The sequence below is a fragment of the Tenggerimyces flavus genome, from assembly GCF_016907715.1.
In the GTDB taxonomy this organism is placed as follows: Bacteria; Actinomycetota; Actinomycetes; order Propionibacteriales; family Actinopolymorphaceae; genus Tenggerimyces; species Tenggerimyces flavus.
On sequence record NZ_JAFBCM010000001.1, the window covers coordinates 6,483,409 to 6,500,619 of the forward strand.

Genomic DNA, 17,211 nt, shown 5'->3' on the forward strand with positions numbered 1-17,211 from the left:
TCAGGCGGGCGGGAGCGGCGTCCAGGACGGGTCGGCGTTGACGGTCCGGGTGCGCTTCAGCTCGAAGAAGCCCTCGGTGTTGGCGACCAGCAGGACGCCGTCCCAGAGCTTGCCCGCCGCCTCGCCCCGCGGGACGGGCGTCACGACCGGGCCGAAGAACGCCGAGCCGTTGACGCTGATCACCGGCGTACCCACGTCGGTGCCGACCTGGTCCATGCCCTCGTCGTGGCTCTTCCGCAGCGCCTCGTCCCACTCGTCCGTCTCGACGGCGGCGGCGAGGGACCGGTCGAAGCCGGCGGCCTCGAGCGCGTCCTCGTACGTCGCCTGCTCGCGCGGCTTCTTGTCCAGGTGGAACGCCGTTCCGAACGCCGTGTAGAGCCTCAGCAGCGCGTCCGAGCGGTCCTCGCCTGCCTTCTCCGCCTCGGCGGCCGCGGCCATGATCGCCCGCACCGCGCCATGCTGCCTACCGTCGTTGAGGTAGGCGAGGCTCATCACGTGCCAGCGCGGCGTCACGGGCCGGACCCGTTCGACCTCCAGCATCCATCGGGACGTGATCCACGCCCATGGGCAACCCGGGTCGAACCAGAAATCGGCTACCTGACGGTCGTCCGACATTGTCGCTCCTCCATACGTACGTGCCCTCACGTCTGACCCCTACCTCCAGCGCAACTCGGCGAACCCTTCCGGGCATTCCTCCGGCGTCCGGAACTGACCGTGCGAGGATGGACTAATGCCAGGAAGCAACCTCACCCGCGCCGAGGCTGCGGAGCGAGCCCGTCTGATCTCCGTCGACGGATACGACGTCGAGCTCGACCTCACCAGCGCCCCTGACAAGTCGTACGCGACGTACCCGTCCACCACGGTCGTCCGCTTCCGCTGCACCGAGCCGGGCGGGGGGACGTTCGCCGATCTCGTCGCGCCGAACGTCCGCGAGCTCACGCTCAACGGGCGGCAGCTGGACCCGGCGCAGGCCTACGACGGAACGCGCATCCAGCTCTCCGGGCTGGAGGAGACGAACGAGCTCCGGGTCGTCGCCGACGCCGCGTACATGACGACCGGCGAGGGCATCCACCGCTTCGTCGACCCGGTCGACGGTTTGACCTACCTGTACTCGCAGTTCGAGGTCCCCGATGCCCGCCGCGTCTACACGACGTTCGAGCAGCCCGACCTCAAGGGCACGTTCCAGCTCACCGTGACCGCGCCGGAGGACTGGCAGATCGTCTCGAACTCCGCCACGCCCGCGCCGACTTCGCTCGGCGACGGCGTCGCGCGCTGGGAGTTCGAGCCGACGGTGCGCGTCTCGACGTACATCACCGCGCTCGTCGCCGGCCCGTACCACGGCGTCCACGGCACGGTGCAGGCCCGCAACGGCGAGATCCCACTCGGCGTCTACTGCCGGCAGTCGATCGCCGCGCACCTCGACGCGGACGAGATCCTCGACGTCACGCGGCGCGGTTTCGCCTTCTACGAGGAGCTTTTCGACTACCCGTACCCGTTCGCGAAGTACGACCAGCTGTTCGTGCCCGAGTACAACATGGGCGCGATGGAGAACGCCGGCTGCGTGACGATCCGCGACGAGTACGTGTTCCGCAGCCGGATGACCGACGCGGCGTACGAGGTGCGCGCGACGACGATCCTGCACGAGCTCGCGCACATGTGGTTCGGCGATCTGGTCACGATGCGTTGGTGGGACGACCTGTGGCTGAACGAGTCGTTCGCCACGTACGCGAGCACGCTCTGCCAGGCCGAGGCGACGCGGTGGACGAACTCGTGGACGACGTTCGCGAACACCGACAAGGTGTGGGCGTACCGGCAGGACCAGCTGCCGACCACGCACCCGATCTCGGCGGACATCGGCGACCTCGAGGACGTCGAGACGAACTTCGACGGCATCACGTACGCCAAGGGCGCGAGTGTGCTCAAGCAGCTCGTCGCATGGGTCGGTCGCGAGGAGTTCTTCGCGGGACTGCGGCACTACTTCAAGACCTACGAGTGGGGGAACGCCTCGCTCGCGGACCTGCGCGAGTGCCTGGAGGCGACGAGCGGGCGCGACCTCGACGCGTGGAGCCGGGAGTGGCTCGAGACGGCGGGCGTGAGCACGATGTCGGCCGAGTTCGAGGTCGGCTCCGACGGGCGGTTCACCTCGTTCTTCGTCCGGCAGACCGCGGTCCCCGAGTACCCGACGCTTCGCTCGCACCGGTTGGCGATCGGGCTCTACTCGCTGACCTCCGACGGGCTGGTGCGGCAGTCGCGGGTCGAACGGGACGTGGTCGGCGAGCGCACCGCTGTGCCTGAGCTGATCGGTGCCGCGCAGCCGGATCTGCTGCTGCTGAACGACGACGACCTCGCGTTCACGAAGATCCGTCTGGACGCGCGTTCGCTCGACACCTTGGTGTCGCACATCGGGTCGCTGGACAACTCCCTCGCGCGGTCCCTGTGCTGGATGTCGGCGTGGGACGCCTGTCGCGACGCCGAGCTGGCGGGTCGCGACTACGTCCAGCTGGTGCTGAACGGTGTCGCCGCGGAGCCCGACATCAACACCGTGCAGATGCTGGTGCGGACGGCGAACTTCGCGTCGAAGCTCTACAGCGCTCCGGCGCGTCGGGACGAGGCTTTGGCCTTGTGGGCTTCGGGATTGCGGAGTCTGGCGGAGTCTGCTGAGCCTGGTTCGGACAAGCAGCTGACGTTCGTGCGGATGTTCGCGGCGTCGGCTCAGTCGTCCGAGGACGCCGCGTTCTTGGCCGGTCTGCTGGACGGATCGGTGACGTTGCCGGAACTCGCGGTCGACGCCGAGGTGCGGTGGCTGCTGGTGCAGGAGCTGGCGCGGCTCGGTGCGATCGGCACGGTCGAGATCGACGCCGAGCTGTCGCGGGACGGGACGATCCGCGGCCAGGAAGAGGCGGCCGCGGCTCGGGCCGCTCGTCCTTCCGGTGACGCGAAGGAGCAAGCCTGGGTTGACGCCGTCGAGCGCGACGACGTCCCGAACCAGACGCAGGCCAAGACGATCCGCGGGTTCTGGCAGTTCGGGCAGGAGTCGTTGCTGGCTCCGTACGTGGACCGCTACCTCGAGGCAGCGACCTGGGTGTGGGAGCGGAAGACGACGGAGATGGCGACGAACTTCCTCGTGGGCTTGTTCCCGCGGGCGTTGCCGACGCCGGAGGCCGCCGCGAAGGTGCGCACGTGGCTGGAGACGCACCAGCCCTCGGGCGCGGTGCGGCGACTGGTGTCGGAGGGTCTGGCGGACCTGGAACGTACGTTGAAGGCGCAGGAGCGCGACGCTCAGAGCTGAACGAGTGCGGCCGTGACGTGAGCGCTCACGGTGTGGTCGAGGTCCTCGGGCCAGGGAATGCCCTGCGCTTCGAGGGCCTCGCGGCCCGCCGTACGAAACGCCTCGGCGGTGGCGAGCATCGCCGGCACGAGAGACTCCCGGGTCGCGTCGAGCGGCGGGAGTGACTCCATCAGCGCTCGCTGGGCGGGTGTGAGCTTCGAGCTCCACTGCTTCACGCCGGTCGCGGGCAGGGGTTGGTTGGCGTTGACGAACAGCTCGTGCAGCATCTGCCGCGTGCCCTGGACGCCAACGACGCCGAGGAGATAGTCCTTCCGGACGAGGTTGACCGGGACGAAGATCGCCAGCAGCCGGAAGAACTCCTCGACGATCCACTCCATGCGCTCGCGGTCGGGCAGCTTGGGCGGCTCTGGGTCGGGGAGGTCCTCGTGCAGGCCGTCGCGGTCGAGGACGACGAGCCTGGTGCGGAACGGGGTCGTCGTTCTCGCGGTGGTCACCGTCTCGACGACGACGTCGAGGCGTTCGCAGTCCCTGGTCAGGGAGTAGAAGCTGCCGGGCGCGAACGTGAGCGGTCTGGCGATCAGCGTCGGGGTGATGGTCGCGAGCCACTCGCGCCAGTTCTCGGCGAACCCGTCGCGGTCGTCGTCGGCCACCGCGAGCAGGACGTCGAGATCGGAGCCGGCGTCGGCGTCTCCTCTGGCGAGCGAGCCGGAGAGCCAGAGCGCGCGGATCCGTTCGTCGTGCTCCACCACGGTGAGCAGCCGGTCGAACAGGGTGCGGTAGCCCTCGGGCAGCGGGGCGAGGGCTCGTTCGACCGCTTCCGGGCGCACTACGGCGTGTCGGTGTGGACCGTCGTCGGGCGGCGGGCGTGCTCGGCGAGCTGCAGAACGCCGGACGTCGTACCGCCGACCAGGTCGCCGACGGCGAACGCGGACTGCATGGTCAGCGCGACCAGGGCGCAGTCGTCGTCGCTCAGCACGCGGCGTGCCTCGGTGCCGGTGACGATCTCCAGGCGGTTCGCGCCGGGGTCGATGAACACGAGCACCGCGCGGTCGCTGTCAGGCAGCCCGGCGTGCAGGGTCTCGGCGTACGGGCGAGTCTCCTCGTCCGCGCCGCTGATGTGCACGGTGAACGGGTAGCCGCAGAGCTCGGTCGCGGTGCGTACGGCATGCGCGATGTCGCCGCGTTCGCGTGGGCTCAGGCCCTCACCAGCTGGCACCGGCACCTCCTCGTCGCTTCGCGGCGGCTGCCGTCTCGGCCTCGGCGGTCACCGGCTTGGACTCGGGACCGAACGAGAGCGGCTCGGAATACCACGACCCGCCGGGCCGGTAGCCGGAGCCGCGGACCAGCGAGGGGGCGATGACGAGCACGGAGATGAGCAGGAAGAGGCCGACCGGGATGCCGACGTAGATGCCGATGACCTCGACCCACGGCATCGGTCCGTTCTCGGTCCAGGACGACGGCGTCTCCGCGGCGGCGATGCCCGGCACCGCCAAGGTGGCGGCGGTGGCTGCCCCAACGGTGGCCCAGCGCAGAGCCTTCCGGATCTTCACGAGTCCACGTTATCGACTCTCTCGGGCCTCGTGGTGATCGACCCGCGCCTCGAGGGCGGCGAGGTCCCGTTCGGCGTAGAGGCGGTGCTGCCACTCCTCGTTGAGGAGGAGGTGGAGGACCTCTTTGACGGAGAAGCTCTCGCTCCTCGGCCAGGCCGGCTCTTCGACCGGCTCGGTGCTGCTGGCGAGCTGTTCTTCGGTGAGGTTGTCGATGACCTCGCGCAGGCTGGCTTGCCGGTCTGCGCGGACGGTGAGGATCTCGTCCAGGCTCGGCTTGGCGTCGCGGTCGCGGGGGATGCCTTGGATGTCGGGCATGCCGTCGAACGGCAGGTCGAGCTCGTGCCACGGGTGGGGGTTGCCTCGGATGACGCGGTTGACCCAGGCGTCGATGGCGAAGTTGAGGTGGCGGAGCGTCTGGACGAACGACCACTCGCCGTCGACGTTCTCGTGGTGCAGCTCGGGTGGCAGCTGCCTGGCCCTGGCGACCGTCTCTTTCCAGAGCTGCTCGACGAGCTCTCGTGCCTCGCGGAACCCTTGGGGGTCGGTGGGCCGCATCTTGACCCGGTCGGGGTTCTGCCTGTCGAGCTCCGCGACGATGAGCGGAGCCACCTCCACGCCGTTGATGACGAGGCCCTCGATGTCGCCGTCGATCGTGACGTCCACCAGCTCCACGCCGCGCATGACCACGCGCTGGAACGAAGCCCGCTCGAACCTGGCGTCGCTCAGATCCACCTCCCGAAACACGGCCCCGCTGAGGTCGGCACCCTCGAACAGCTCGCTCATGCCGGTCACCGTAGACCGTGTTCCGGACGATCCTCGTCCGGAACAGCGATCCGCCAGGCCCAGCTCGCCTCGCGACTTCACCGGACCCCGTCGGATCGCACGATCGGCTCGGAGCACCCCGCACCATGATCATGTGCGTGATCATGAAGCCAAACCCGGCGTATATGACAGCTCCGGCTTCATGATCACGTACATGATCACCGCAGGGTGGTCAGCGCAGTGTGGCCAACGTGGCGGCGAGGGCGCGGAGGCGTTCGAGGGTGGGTAGGTCGTCCAGCAGGACGGGTTCGCCGTCGGGGCCACAGAGGGGTTGCTGCCAGTTCGCGTACTCCTTGTTCGTCCCCGGCTGGTTCTGGGTCCGCCGATCACCCACCGCGTCCGTCAGCGACACCCCCACCAGCCGCGAAGGCGTCAAAGCCACGTAGCGGTGCAAAGCCTCGATGACCTCCTGCTCCCCCGCCCCCGGCCGCAACAGCCCCCGCGCCGTGAGGGTCGACTGCCACAAAGCCTGCTCCGACTGGAAAGCAGCCAGCTCCTCCTCCACCGACCGCGTCAACAACCCCAACGAAGCCCGCAACCGCACATGCGCCCCCGACAGGTACGCAGCCGAAGGCGGCAGGTCGTGCACGGTCACCGTTGCCAAACAGAGCTCCCGCCACACCTCAGGCGGCAGCGGCGACCCATCCGACTGCCGCTCGAACCACAGCACGCTCGTCCCCAGGATCCCCCGCTCCCGCAGCACGTCCCGCACCCAAGGCTCGACCGTCCCCAAGTCCTCCCCCACCAAGACAGCCCCAGCCCGCGCGGCCTCCAACGAAAGGATCCCGACCAGAGCCTCGTGGTCGTACCGCACATAAGTCCCCTGATGAGCCGGCATCCCCGCCGGCACCCACCACAGCCGGAACATCCCGATCACGTGGTCCACCCGCAGCCCACCCGCGTGCCGGAAAACACCCGAGGCCAACGAACGCCAGGCCGCGTAGCCGGTCGCGGCCAACCGGTCGGGACGCCACGGGGGCAGCGACCAGTCCTGGCCCTGCTGGTTGAACTCGTCCGCCGGCGCCCCCACCCCGATGCCATTGGCCAGAACGTCCGACAGCGCCCAGGCGTCCGCCCCGTCCGGATGTACGCCGACCGGCAGGTCGTGCACGACCCCCAGCCCCATCCCGGCGGCGACAGCCCGGGCCTGAACGGAGGCCAGCTGCTCGTCCAGCCACCACTGCGCCAGGCAGTACAGCGACACCCGCGAAGCAGACGCCGAACGCACCGCGGCGACCTCCGGCGAGGACGGCGAACGCAAGGCCACCGGCCACTCGTGCCAGTCGTCGCCGTGCAACTCCGCCAACACACACCAGGTAGCGAAGTCCGTCAGCGCCGAGCCCTCCCGCGCCAAGAACTCCCGATACTCCCCCGCCCGCCCCGGCGACAACGGCACGGCCTGCAGAGCCTCGAGAGCGGCGAGCTTCGCGGCCCACACAGCGTCCCGATCGAGCAGAGCAGGAGAGGTGTTCATCGCCTTACAGGGTTGAGCAATAGCCTCCAATGAAGCCAAAGCAGCAGGAGACAGATACCCGTACTCAGGAACGTCCTCGACCCGCAGATACAGCGGGCTGATGAACCGCCGGCTTGTCGGCAGGTACGGCGAAGGCTCGACCGGCACCGTCGGATCCGACGCGAACAACGGGTTCGGCAGCACGAAACCCGCACCCAGCTCCCGACCACTCCACGACACCAGGTCGGCGAGATCGGCCAGATCGCCGAGCCCCCACGAGCGCCGCGACCGCGCGCTGTAGAGCTGCACCGCGTACCCCCACGACCGGTGCGCCGCCACACTCGAAGGCATCGGGATCCGCGCGGGCGTCACGACCAATGGGACGTCCGCCGACCGCCCGTCCGAGCGGGCCAGCAGCCGGTGGTACCCCGTCGGCAGGTCCGGCGGCAGCGAGAACGTCGCCTCGCCGATCAGCCGGTCGTCGATCCATTGCGGCGCGACCAGGTGATGCACCTGCGTCACGTCGCCGCGGCGCGTGCCGTCCTCGAGCTCGACCCACACCGTGACGTGCGCGCCATGGGGAACGTGCACGGCGAACCGAGTCGCCACGTCCTCCCGCGTCGCGACGCAGGGCGGCAGGAGGTGCCGCCACTTCTGCTGCGCTGCGGCGGTCAGCTCGCGTCGAATCACCGCGGGCGAGGACGCGTCGACGTCGAGCGCCGCGAGGACGGCGACGATCGTCGCGCGGGCCACCTCGACATGGTTGCCGCGCCAGTCCCAGTACTCCGTCGCGACGCCGTACGCCGCGGCCAGCTCAGCCAGCTCCGGCCCCAGTCGGTCCGCTCGGTCCGCGCTCTCATCACCCACGGGCCAAAGATAGGGGGCGGCGACCGCAGCTCTCCGTCGCCCGCGCCCACCGAAAGAAGCAGTCCGTTCCCGGACACTTCACGACCACAGAAAATGCCTCTGTGACAGATGGATAACAACGGCCCGGGTCCAGGGGGAAACGCTTTCCCAGCTGCCCGATTCTGGCCCAATGATCCGACCCGGTCAACACCTGGCAACGAGTTGGCAACCGGTTGCGGTACTTGACGAAGCGAACCACACTGGTAGTAGCCTCCGGGCAATCTCGCGGTTGTCTCGGCGTAACACGCGCTCGAGCGCAGCCGATGAGATGGGACGCGATCGACGACGGACGTACGGCCACACGGTTCGAGTAAGCGCGCGGGGGTGCCGCGATCTCGGAAGGGCCACGAGGGCGCAACATTGTTCGGCAGATGGCAGAAGGTTGGCTTGGGAAAACGCTTCCCCATCGCGAAGCTCCCGGCTCGACCATCGCAGCGGGACGCCGAGGGACTGCCTCGGCGTAGCACGAGACTCCGACCGCACGACAGGGAGGAACCGGCCGAATGGCCCAGACCAACCAGGGGCTGCTCACGCGTTCGCGTGGGAAGGCTGACGGAGGTTCCCGCCGGGCGGGTGGACGTCCGCGGTCGAACAGCACGTTGGGCTCGCGGTTCCGCCGCGACTGGCTCCTGCTGTTCCTCGCGATACCGGGCGTCCTGATCCTGCTGACGTTCCGCTACGTTCCGCTGCTCGGCAACGTCATCGCCTTCCAGGACTACCAACCGTTCCTCGGGTTCAGCGAGAGCGAGTGGGTCGGCTTCACCAACTTCGCCGTGATCTTCAGCGGCGACCCGGCTTTCATCACGGCTTTGATCAACACCTTGATCATCACCGTGCTGCAGGTCGTCTTCGTCTTCCCGGTCCCGATCGCCCTCGCCCTGCTGCTGAACAGCCTCCTGTCAGACAGGATCAAGCGGACCGTCCAGTCGATCCTCTACCTGCCGCACTTCCTGTCCTGGGTGATCGTGGTCGCGCTGTTCCAGGAGATGCTCGGGAACGCGGGCATGCTCAACACGTTCCTCCGCGAGAGCGACCTGGGCGTGTTCCAGATCATCGGCGTACCCGAGGTGTTCAAGGTCCTGATCACCTCGCAGGTGATCTGGAAGGACGCCGGCTGGGGCACGATCATCTTCCTGGCCGCGATCTCCCGCGTCGACCAGAACCTCTACGAGGCCGCCGCAGTGGACGGCGCCGGAGGCTGGCGACGGATCTGGCACATCACGTTGCCCGCACTGAAGAGCCTCATCATCCTGCTGCTGATCCTGCGCCTCGGCAACGCGCTGGACGTGGGCTTCGAGCAGATCATCCTGCAGCAGGGTCCCGTCGGTAAGGATGCGAGCGAGGTGCTGGATACGTACGTGTACAACAACGGCATCGTCGGCGGTAACTGGGGAATCTCCGCTGCCGTCGGATTAGTGAAGGGCGTCGTGGGCGTCGCGCTGGTCGTGGGCGCCAACAAGGTCGCCCACATCTTCGGGGAGCCGGGGGTGTACACCAAGCGATGAGCACTCTCAGGCCCGTATGGATGGAGAAGCCGTCTCTGCTGACGACGGCGGCCAAGGCCGTCGTCCTGTTGATCTGCTGCTTGCTGGTGCTGATCCCGTTCCTCGCGGTGATCTCGACCAGCCTGGCCAGCCAACAGGCGCTCAACGAGGCCGGCGGCTTCCTGCTCCTGCCCAAGGACCCCTCGCTCGACGCGTATCGCGCGATCTTCGCGGGCGGCGTCGTCACCCGGGCGACGCTGGTGAGCGTCGGTGTGACGGTGGTCGGAACGTTCCTCAGCCTCGCCTGCACCGCAGCCCTGGCGTACGGACTGTCCCGGCCGGGCAGCCTGCTGCACCGTCCGATGATCTTCCTGCTGTTGGGCAGCCTGCTGTTCAGCCCGGGTCTGATCCCGACGTACCTGATGGTCAAGCAGCTCGGCCTGCTCGACTCGTACTGGTCGCTGATCCTGCCGGTGTTGGTGAACGGCTTCAACGTGATCGTCATGCGGGCGTTCTTCATGGAGCTGCCCGAAGAACTGCTGGAGAGCGCGCGGCTGGACGGCGCGAGCGAGCTCCGGATCCTGCTGCAGATCGTGCTACCGCTGTCGAAGGCCGTCATGGCGGTCATCGGCCTGTTCTACGCGGTGGCGTACTGGAACGCGTTCTTCAACGCGCTGCTCTATATGAGCACTCCAGAGAAATGGCCGATGTCATTGGTGCTACGAACGTACGTGGTCAACCAGTCTCCGCTCGGCACCGACCAGCTGGCGATCGGCGCGGAGGCGCTGCCTCCGCAACAGTCGATCCAGATGGCCATCCTCGTGGTGTCGATCGTGCCGATCCTGCTGGTCTATCCCTTCCTGCAAAGGCACTTCGCCAAGGGCGTCCTCATCGGTGCGGTCAAGGGTTGACGGCAATTCGAGAGAGAAGGAAGTCATGACAGATCGTCAGCTCAACCGGAGGTTCTTCCTCAAGGGAGCCAGCGGTGCGGCCGTGCTCGCGTCGGGCGGCGGGGCGCTCCTCGCGGCATGCGGCTCGGACGACAAGGGCGGCGCGGACACGCCGGAGGCCAACACCGCGGTGAAGCTTCCGACGCTTGTCGAGTACACCGCCGTCAAGCCCGATCTCGAGGGCTCGCCGGGCGGGATCCGCGCCGGGTTCTTCAGCTATCCGAAGGAACGGCCGAAGGCGGTCCCGGAGCCCCCGGGTGCCGGCAACACGTTCAAGGCGATGGCGATCCTCTACTACCCGCTGCCTCCGGGGCCGGACAAGAACAAGTACTGGCAGGCGTTGAACAAGCGGCTCAACGCGAAGCTCGACATGGTGATGGTTCCGAACCAGGAGTACAACACCAAGCTGGCAACGACGTTCGCCAGCGACGACCTGCCGGACTACGTGATGCTGACGCGCAACACGGGCGCGCCGCAGCGACTTCCGCAGATCCTCAAGGCGAAGTTCGCCGACCTCAGCGAGCACCTGGCGGGCGACGCGATCAAGGAGTACCCCAACCTCGCGAACATTCCCGAGCGCGCGTGGAAGTCCTGCGTCTACAACGGCGGCATCTACGGTCTGCCCGTGCCGCGGGACGCGGTGGGCGCGTTCCCGTTCGTCCGGAACGACATCATCAAGAAGGCCGGCTTCACGACCAAGCCCGAGAACTTCGAGGAGTTCTACGAGCTGGTGAAGGCGGTCACGGACCCGAAGAAGAACCGCTACGCCTTCGCTCAGGTCAGCTACCCGATCGACATCGTTCGCATCATGCAGAACACGCCGTCCGGTTGGCGGAACGACGGCGGCAAGCTGACGGCGGCGAACGAGACCGACGAGCACAAGAAGGCGCTCGAGACCGCGGCGAAGTTCTGGAAGGAAGGGCTGATCCACCCGGACGCGTTCGCGGACTCGATCCCGTTCAAGCAGTGGTTCAACGCGGGCCAGGTGGTGATCCAGCCGGACGGCTATCAGGGCTGGACGCAGTACATCGCCGACAACGTGACGAACCCGGACTTCGACCTCGCACTGCTGTACGTCCCGGCCTATGAGGGCGGCAAGGCGCGGATCCCGCAGGGTGGATCGACGTTCCTCAACGGCGTCACGGCGCTGAAGAAGGCCGACCCGGAGCGGATCAAGGAGCAGCTGCGGATCGCGGACTGGCTGGCGGCCCCGTTCGGCTCCGAGGAGTACTTCTTCCGTCTCTACGGCGAGGAGGGGACGCACTACACGCTGGACAAGAACGGCGACCCGCAGCTGACCGCTGTCGGGCGCTCGGAGACGGTGATCCCGGTCCGCTACATCACCGAGAACCCGTCGGTGATCTACCAGCCGGGACGCCCGCAGGACGTGAAGATCCAACACGAGTACGAGTCGGCGACGGTCCCGGACGCGATTCCGAACCCGGTCCTCGGCATGTACTCCAACGTCGAAGCCAGCAAGGGTGGACAGCTCTCGCAGGCGCTCGACGACGCACGCGACGAGATCATTCAGGGCCGGAAGCCGCTGGCGACCTGGGACGAGGCGATGGACGCCTGGCGCAAGGGCGGCGGCGACGAGATCCGGGCCGAGTTCGAGGAGCAGCTGCAGAAGCAGGGTGGTCCGACCTCTAAGTAGCTTCGGCGCGGCCGCAGCGCTGCGCACCATCGCATAGCCGCGGGGAGGAGTGATTGGCATGCCCAGATCCGAGCTGAGCCGGCGCGCATTCCTGGGAGGTGCGGGTGGTGCCGCACTCCTCCTGGCAGGGGCCGCCTGCGGTGAGTCCGGTGGTGCTGGCGCGAAGAAGGCGGTGAGCCGGGAGAGCGTCGAACTCCCCACGTACGCTGCCTACACCGGCGTCAAGCCGGACTTGCCTGGGACCGAGGCCGGTGTACGGCCTGGGTTCGTGCACTACCCGAAGGACAAGCCGAAGTCCGTCACCGGTGACATCGGGGCGGGAAGTACCGTTCTGGCGTTCGCGAACATCTACTTCCCGCTGCCGCCGAGCGCGGACAAGAACAAGTACTGGGCGACGCTGAACGAGCGGCTCGGCGTCACGTTCAACATGATCATGACGCCGTCGGGCGGGGACTTCGACGCGAAGTTCGCGACGTTGATCGCCGGCAACGCCGACTCGCTGCCGGACCTCATGCAGGTGCGCGGGACGAAGCCGCAGATGCCGCGGATGCTGTCGTCGAAGTTCGCGGACCTGTCGGAGTACCTCGCCGGCGACGCGATCAAGGAGTACCCGAACCTCGCGGCGATTCCCACGCGGGCTTGGAAGAACTCCGTCTTCAACGGCGGCATCTACGGCATCCCGATCCCGCGCGAGCCGGTGGGCTCGCCGGTGTTCACCCGGTTCGACGTGGTGAAGAAGCTCGGCCTGTCGACATCGTTGTCGAACGCGGACGACCTGTCCGCGTTGGCGAAGGAGCTAACGGACGGCAAGTCGCGGTGGGCGTACGGCTCGGCGACGCGCATCGTCAACATGGCGGCGCAGATGCTGAAGGCGCCCAACTCGTGGCGTTCCGAGGGCGGGAAGCTGACGCACGCGCGGGAGACCGAGGAGTGGAAGCAGGCTCTGGACTACGCGCTCTCGCAGTGGAAGGCGGGCGTCGTTCATCCCGATGCGTTCGGCGTGGAGAACGTGGTCGTCAAGCAGTGGTTCAACTCGGGCAAGATCGTGCTGCACTACGACGGGTATCCGGGGTGGCGGCAGTACGTGTCGGACTCGTCGAACAACCCCTCGTTCGACCTGGACTGGACGGTGCTGCCCGGCTTCTCGGGCGGCGCGGGCGCTGTCCACGCGGGTGGGTCGATCTTCTCGATCACGTCGTTGAAGAAGGCTTCGCCGGATCGGCTGAAGGAGCTGCTGCGGATCTGCGACTACTTCGCGGCGCCGTTCGGGACGGAGGAGTACTTCTTCAACGTGTACGGGTTGGAGGGCCTGCACCACACCCTCTCGCCGGAGGGCGACCCGAAGCTGACACCGAACGGGCAGTCGCAGACTGTGCTGCCGATCCGCTATATCGCGGAGCCGTCGACGCCGATCTACGAGCCGGGGCGGCCGACGGACGTGGAGCGGCAGCACGCGTACGAGTCGAAGGTGATCCCGACGGCGATCGTCAACCCGTGCTCGGGTCTGTACTCCGAGACCGAGGCGACGAAGGGCGCGGTGCTGACGACGGCGCTGGACGACCTGACCGAGGAGATCATCCAGGGCCGCAAGCCGCTGTCGGCCTGGGACGACGCGGTGGCGACGTGGCGTGCGGGCGGCGGCGACAAGATCCGGGCGGAGCTGGAGGAGCAGCTGCAGAAGCAGGGCTCCTCTGGTGGGTGACGGCTGACCGTGGAGGCGACCGTTTCGAATGAGGGCGTCCCTCTGTCGAATAGATGGATAGAGGGCGTCCCTGATTCGAAACGTCGCCGCGATCAGCTGTGATCGGCCGTGGACAGTAAGGTTCAGGGTCGTGACGAACTCCACGCCCTATCCCGAGGCCGAACGAGACGAGCGCACCGACACTCTGCATGGGCAGGTGGTCGCTGATCCGTACCGCTGGCTGGAGGACGCGGAGTCCAAGCACACCGAGCGATGGCTCGAGGGCCAGGAGGACCTGTTCCGCGAGCGCCGCAAGGACTGGGACCAGCACGACGGGTTCAAGCAGCGCCTCGGCCAGCTGCTCGCCTCCGGCGCGATCGGCGCTCCGGTCTGGCGCGGCGAGCGGCAGTTCTTCCTGCGGCGCACCGCCGACCAGGAGCACTCCGTTCTGCACACTATCGACCTGGACGGCACCGAACGCGTCCTCGTCGACCCGATCGAGCTCGACCTGTCCGGCACCACCACGCTCGACGCCTGGCAGCCCTCGAAGGAGGGCGACCTGCTCGCGTACCAGGTCTCCCGCGGCGGCACCGAGGAGTCCGAGATCGTCGTCCTCGACGTCGCCACCGGCCGCCAGGTCGACGGACCCATCGACCGCACCAGGTCCTCCCCAATCGCCTGGCTGCCCGATGGCAAGGCCTTCTACTACGTCCGCAGGCTGCACCCGGACGACGTGCCGAAGGACGAACGCCAGTACCACCGCCGCATCTGGCTGCACCAGGTCGGCACGAACCCCCACGACGACGTGATCGTCTTCGGCGCGGACCTGGACAAGACCACGTTCTACGGCGTCACGGTCAGCCGCGACGGCCGCTGGCTGATGGTCAGCGCCGCGCTGGGTACGGCGCCGCGCAACGACGTCTGGCTGGCCGACCTCACCAGCAGCGCGCTCGACGCGCCCACGTTCGCTCCCCTGCAGGTCGGCGTCGACGCCCGCGTCGGCGCCCGGGTCGGGAGAGACGGCAAGCTCTACGCCTGGACCGACCGCGACGCGCCGCGCGGACAGCTGAAGGTCGCCGACCTCGACAACGGGGTGCCGCCGTACGAGCAGTGGCGCACGCTCGTCGCTCAGGACGACGACGCCGTTCTGGAGGACTACGCGATCCTCGACGGCCCCGAGCTCCCGGCACCGCTGCTCGTGACCTCGTGGACCGAGCACGCCGTGTCCAAGCTCACCGTCCACGACCTCGCCACCGGCGAGCAGCGCGGCGACGTCGAGCTGCCCGGCGTCGGCTCGGTCGGCGGCGTCGGCGAACGTCCCGAGGGCGGCCACGAGTGCTGGTTCGGCTACACCGACTACGGCACTCCGTCGAGCATCTGGCGCTTCGACGCCCGCACCGGCGAGTGCACGATCTGGGCCACCCCGCCCGGCACCGTCGACAACCTGCCCGACATCGCCACCCGGCAGATCACCTACCCGTCGCCCGACGGCACCGAGATCCGCATGTTCGTGATCTCACCCGCCGACGGCGATCCGGACAAGCCGCGGCCGACGATCCTCTACGGGTACGGCGGATTCGGCATCTCGCTGACCCCAGCGTTCTCCGCCGGCATCCTCTCCTGGGTCGAGGCCGGCGGCGTGTACGCGATCGCCAACCTCCGCGGCGGCGGCGAGGAGGGCGAGGAGTGGCACCGCGCCGGCATGCGCGACCAGAAGCAGCGCGTGTTCGACGACTTCCTGGCCGCCGGCGACTGGCTGACCCAGCACGGCTGGACCACGCCCGACCTGCTCGCGATCTCCGGTGGCTCGAACGGCGGCCTGCTCGTCGGCGCGGCGCTGACCCAGCGCCCGCAGGCGTTCCGCGCGGTCGTCTGCTCCGCGCCGCTGCTCGACATGGTCCGGTACGAACGCTCCGGCCTGGGGCAGCTGTGGACGGACGAGTACGGCACGGTGTCGAACGAGGAGGAGTTCGGCTGGCTGCTCGCCTACTCGCCGTACCACCGCGTGACCGACGGCCTGCCGTACCCGGCGGTGCTGTTCACGGTCTTCGACGGCGACACCCGCGTCGACACGCTGCACGCCCGCAAGATGGCGGCCGCGCTGCAGCACTCCTCGGCGTCCCACCCGGCGACGCACCCGATCCTGCTCCGGAACGAGCGGGAGGTCGGGCACAGCAACCGCGCTCTGTCCCGCACTGTGGAACTCTCCACCGACACGCTGGCCTTCCTCGCCTGGGCGACCGGCTTGCGGAAAAAATAAGGATCACCAAGCTATGGCGGCACCAGTCGGAGAGCGCGGTGAACGCCCTGCTTGGCTTGTAGCTCCGGCAGGAGTCCTTCCGGTCGAGGCAACTCTCAAAAGAGGGGCTAGGTCGAGGCTCTCAGGTTCGCTGGAAAGAATGAACCGATGAACGCCGCTCTGGACTGGCAATTCTGGGCCAACTCCCTCGAGGTGCCGGGCAAGATCGCCTTGGTGATCGTGCTCGGCGTCGTGATCCGGTTGCTCGTGCACCGCGCGATCCGCCGCCTGGTCCGCCGTACGGTCGGCCTGACGGCGCCCGATCGGCTGCTCGGCAGCAAGACCGCCGCCGCGATCGTCAACCACGCGGGCCTCGCGAACGAGCGTCGCCGGCAGCGCGCCGAGGCGCTCGGCTCGCTGTTCGAGAGCATCACCACCGTCGTCGTCAGCACCGTGGTGGTGCTGATGGTGCTCGGCCTGCTCCAGTTCGACCTCGCCCCGCTGCTCGCCAGTGCCGGCGTGGTCGGCGTCGCCCTCGGGTTCGGCGCGCAGAACCTGGTGAAGGATTTCCTGTCCGGCGTCTTCATGCTGCTGGAGGACCAGTACGGCATCGGCGACGTGATCGACATGGGCGAGGCCGTCGGTACGGTCGAGGGCGTCGGGCTGCGGACCACGAGACTCCGTGACGGCGACGGCGTCCTGTGGCACGTACGCAACGGCGAGGTGCTCCGCGTCGGCAACAAGAGCCAGGGCTGGTCGACTCTCCTACTGGACGTCGACGTCGCGTACGACGAGAACACCGAACGCGTCGAGGACCTGATCAACACCGTCGCGGCGGCACTGGCCACCGAAGAGGACTGGGCCGGCAAGGTGATCGAGGCGCCGAAGGTCGTCGGCATCGAGGGCGTGAGCGGACTCGCGGTCACGCTGAGGGTGATCGGAAAATGCACGGCGAACGAACACTTCTCGGTGCAGCGCGAGCTCCGGCAGCGGCTCAAGGACGCGTTCGCCGTGGAGGGAATCCGCGTTCCGCAGCCCGTTCCGTGGTCTGGCCCGGGCCAACCACCAGCCTGAACCCGCGTCTTGCACCCATCCGCGAGGGATCTTCCCAAGCTCACGGAAAGCATGGTTTAGACCGTTTTCCGAAACCGTGAAAACGCGTGCGAGGGCAATTCGTTAGACG

The 17,211-nt window shown here is 68.0% G+C and carries 13 protein-coding genes; 7 read left to right on the forward strand and 6 right to left on the reverse strand.

Translation table 11 applies throughout. The features are described from left to right. Positions 1-615, reverse strand: coding sequence for a mycothiol-dependent nitroreductase Rv2466c family protein (locus JOD67_RS30455; RefSeq protein ID WP_205121141.1), 615 nt, complete (start codon positions 613-615; stop codon positions 1-3). Positions 616-730: 115 nt separating this feature from the next. Here JOD67_RS30455 and pepN point away from each other — a divergent pair, with 115 nt between their 5' ends. After that, entirely contained in the window at positions 731-3,289 is a 2,559-nt protein-coding gene (gene pepN, locus JOD67_RS30460; protein WP_205121142.1) for an aminopeptidase N, read from the forward strand. Here the strand turns inward: pepN and JOD67_RS30465 are convergent. The 5 genes from JOD67_RS30465 to malQ all read right to left on the reverse strand — a co-directional run bounded on the left by JOD67_RS30465 (position 3,280) and on the right by malQ (position 7,981). Then, a complete protein-coding gene (locus tag JOD67_RS30465) occupies positions 3,280-4,116 on the reverse strand; it encodes an aminoglycoside 6-adenylyltransferase (RefSeq protein WP_205121143.1) in 837 nt (278 codons plus the stop codon). The genes pepN and JOD67_RS30465 overlap by 10 nt on opposite strands. Then, entirely contained in the window at positions 4,116-4,505 is a 390-nt protein-coding gene (locus JOD67_RS30470; protein WP_205121144.1) for a DUF5130 family protein, read from the reverse strand. Before JOD67_RS30470 ends, JOD67_RS30465 begins: the two co-directional genes overlap by 1 nt. Further along, the gene (locus JOD67_RS30475) at positions 4,492-4,839 is read right to left on the reverse strand and encodes a hypothetical protein (protein WP_205121145.1); all 348 of its coding nucleotides are present in this window, start codon (positions 4,837-4,839) and stop codon (positions 4,492-4,494) included. The genes JOD67_RS30470 and JOD67_RS30475 overlap by 14 nt, the downstream gene beginning before the upstream one ends. A gap of 9 nt (positions 4,840-4,848) precedes the next feature. Beyond that, positions 4,849-5,622, reverse strand: coding sequence for a DinB family protein (locus JOD67_RS30480; RefSeq protein WP_205121146.1), 774 nt, complete (start codon positions 5,620-5,622; stop codon positions 4,849-4,851). 211 nt (positions 5,623-5,833) lie between these two features. Then, positions 5,834-7,981 carry a 4-alpha-glucanotransferase gene (gene malQ / locus JOD67_RS30485; protein WP_307782611.1) on the reverse strand — a complete coding sequence of 716 codons (2,148 nt, stop codon included), beginning with the start codon at positions 7,979-7,981 and terminating at the stop codon, positions 5,834-5,836. Positions 7,982-8,523: 542 nt separating this feature from the next. Here malQ and JOD67_RS30490 point away from each other — a divergent pair. From JOD67_RS30490 to JOD67_RS30515, 6 genes are all read left to right on the forward strand, one after another. Then, positions 8,524-9,525, forward strand: a complete 1,002-nt coding sequence (locus JOD67_RS30490; RefSeq protein ID WP_205121147.1) for an ABC transporter permease — start codon at positions 8,524-8,526, stop codon at positions 9,523-9,525. Positions 9,526-9,545: 20 nt separating this feature from the next. Further along, positions 9,546-10,415, forward strand: coding sequence for a carbohydrate ABC transporter permease (locus tag JOD67_RS30495; RefSeq protein ID WP_239554112.1), 870 nt, complete (start codon positions 9,546-9,548; stop codon positions 10,413-10,415). A gap of 25 nt (positions 10,416-10,440) precedes the next feature. Continuing rightward, a complete protein-coding gene (locus JOD67_RS30500) occupies positions 10,441-12,108 on the forward strand; it encodes a type 2 periplasmic-binding domain-containing protein (RefSeq protein ID WP_205121149.1) in 1,668 nt (555 codons plus the stop codon). A gap of 58 nt (positions 12,109-12,166) precedes the next feature. Continuing rightward, entirely contained in the window at positions 12,167-13,810 is a 1,644-nt protein-coding gene (locus JOD67_RS30505; RefSeq protein WP_205121150.1) for a type 2 periplasmic-binding domain-containing protein, read from the forward strand. Positions 13,811-13,940: 130 nt separating this feature from the next. Beyond that, on the forward strand, positions 13,941-16,049 hold the full coding sequence (locus JOD67_RS30510; RefSeq protein ID WP_205121151.1) for a prolyl oligopeptidase family serine peptidase: 2,109 nt from the start codon (positions 13,941-13,943) through the stop codon (positions 16,047-16,049). Between the two features lie 147 nt (positions 16,050-16,196). Beyond that, positions 16,197-17,102, forward strand: coding sequence for a mechanosensitive ion channel family protein (locus JOD67_RS30515; RefSeq protein WP_205121152.1), 906 nt, complete (start codon positions 16,197-16,199; stop codon positions 17,100-17,102). Positions 17,103-17,211 lie beyond the last annotated feature (109 nt).